General features: G+C 58.2%; 2 protein-coding genes. Both read right to left on the bottom strand.

Translation table 11 applies throughout. The annotated features are described in order from the left end of the window. Nucleotides 1–622 (bottom strand): 16S rRNA (guanine(527)-N(7))-methyltransferase RsmG (gene rsmG, locus ACIOWE_RS30055; RefSeq protein WP_401398587.1); only part of this gene is annotated, 622 nt, incomplete at its 3' end. Continuing rightward, a partial coding sequence (mnmG, locus tag ACIOWE_RS30050) for a tRNA uridine-5-carboxymethylaminomethyl(34) synthesis enzyme MnmG (protein WP_401398586.1) occupies nucleotides 619–2,503 on the bottom strand: 1,885 nt, incomplete at its 5' end. The genes rsmG and mnmG, both read right to left, overlap by 4 nt.

Below are 2,503 nucleotides of genomic sequence, written 5' to 3'. Positions count from 1 at the left end.
GCAGATGGCGTTGGCCTTGGCAACCGGGTACGGCCAGGGCGTGTTCGCTATCGAGTTTGAAGTCTGCCGGCAATGCTACCAGCTCATCGGCCGGATGAACGCCCTTCATTGCCAGCCAGCGCGTATCGGCATCGCCGAGGTGGCGAGTCCAGTTGGTGAAGTTTTCCAAGCTGCTGAACGCCCGGGAAATGATCCCGTTGAATGGCTGTGCAGGCTGAAACGCTTCGACGCGGCTGTGGATAACTTGCAGGTTATCCAGTTTGAGTTCGAGTTTGACCTGAGTCAGGAAGCGGGTTTTCTTGCCGTTGCTGTCCAGACAGGTCACTTGCGAGTCTGGATACAGGATCGCCAACGGGATCCCCGGCATGCCGCCACCGCTGCCAACATCGAGCCAGCGGCCGTTTTCGATGAACGACATCACGCTCAGACTATCGAGCAAATGACGCGAAACCATTTCATCCGGATCACGCACTGCAGTCAGGTTGTAAGCCTGGTTCCATTTGATCAACAGGGCCAGATAGCCCAGCAGCAATTCGTGCTGGGTTTCAGTGAGATTGACACCGAGCTCGCGGGCTCCTGTGGATAACTCTTCGGCGTGTTGCGAAGTGACCTTAGAACTCAAGCGCTTTGCTCCAACTGACGGCCCGCGCCGCGTTTTTTCAAATGAATCATCAACAGCGAAATCGCTGCGGGGGTCACACCCGGGATCCGCGAAGCCTGGCCCAGCGTCTCGGGACGAGTCGCGCCAAGTTTGCTCTGGATCTCCTTGGAGAGACCGGAAATGTTGGTGTAATCGATATCCACAGGCAATTTCGTGTCTTCGCTGGCGCGCAGACGGGCGATTTCGTCCTGTTGACGGTCGATGTAACCGGCGTACTTGGTCTTGATCTCAACCTGTTCGGCGACCTGTGGATCTTCGGCGCCGTTGCCGGTCACTTCGACCAGACCAGCGTAGTCGATTTCCGGACGACTCAAGAGATTGAGCAAGTTGTATTCGTGGGTCAGCGGCGTGCCGAATTTTTCCGCAATCGCATCGCCCTGCGGCGTGCCCGGGCGAACCCAGGTGCTTTTCAGACGCTGTTCTTCGAGTTCGATACTTTCGCGTTTCTTGCAGAAGGCCGCCCAACGCGCGTCATCGACCAGGCCAAGTTCGCGACCTTTTTCGGTCAGACGCAGGTCGGCGTTGTCCTCACGCAGAATCAGGCGGTACTCGGCACGGGAAGTGAACATGCGGTACGGCTCTTGGGTGCCGAGGGTGATCAAGTCGTCGACCAATACGCCGATGTACGCTTCATCGCGACGCGGGCACCAGGCTTCTTTGCCCTTCGCCCGCAGCGCCGCGTTGGCCCCGGCCAGCAAACCTTGGGCGCCCGCTTCTTCGTAACCGGTGGTGCCGTTGATCTGCCCGGCGAAGAACAGACCGCCGATGACTTTGGTTTCGAGGCTGTACTTCAGGTCGCGCGGATCGAAGTAGTCGTACTCGATTGCGTAACCCGGACGCACGATGTGCGCATTTTCCATACCGCGAATCGATTGCACGATCTGCAATTGCACGTCGAACGGCAAGCTTGTGGATATCCCGTTCGGGTAAAGCTCATGGGTGGTCAAACCTTCCGGCTCGATGAACACCTGATGGCTTTCCTTGTCGGCGAAGCGGTGAATCTTGTCTTCGATCGACGGGCAATAACGCGGGCCAATGCCTTCGATTTCACCCGCAGCGGAGTACATCGGCGAACGATCGAGGTTGGCCGCGATGATTTCGTGGGTGCGAGCGTTGGTATGGGTAATCCAGCAACTGACTTGCCGCGGATGTTGTTCCTTGTTGCCCATGAACGACATCACCGGGATCGGCGTATCGCCCGGTTGCTCGGTCATCACCGAGAAATCCACCGATTTGCCGTCGATACGCGGCGGTGTACCGGTTTTCAGGCGACCGACACGCAATGGCAGTTCACGCAGACGGTGAGCGAGCGCAATCGAAGGCGGATCACCGGCGCGACCGCCGGAAAAATTCTGCAGACCGATGTGGATAAGTCCGCCAAGGAACGTACCGGTGGTCAACACCACGGAATCGGCGAAGAAACGCAGACCCATTTGCGTGACAACACCGCGTACTTGTTCCTGCTCGACGATCAAGTCGTCAGCGGCCTGCTGAAATATCCACAGGTTCGGCTGGTTTTCCAGGATTTCGCGGACAGCGGCCTTGTACAGAATCCGGTCGGCTTGCGCACGGGTCGCCCTTACGGCTGGGCCTTTGCGGCTGTTCAACACGCGAAACTGGATACCGCCCAAGTCGGTAGCGATGGCCATCGCGCCGCCGAGGGCATCGATTTCCTTGACCAGATGGCTTTTGCCAATGCCACCGATGGCCGGGTTGCAACTCATGGCACCGAGGGTTTCCACGTTATGCGTCAGCAACAGGGTTTTTGCCCCCATACGTGCTGAGGCCAGTGCTGCCTCGGTACCGGCATGACCGCCGCCGATGACGATCACTTCAAAACGG

This window comes from Pseudomonas sp. NPDC087598, assembly GCF_044743525.1.
GTDB lineage: Bacteria > Pseudomonadota > Gammaproteobacteria > Pseudomonadales > Pseudomonadaceae > Aquipseudomonas.
Note: the sequence above shows the minus strand (reverse complement) of the source record. Positions and strands in the feature narration are given on the sequence as shown.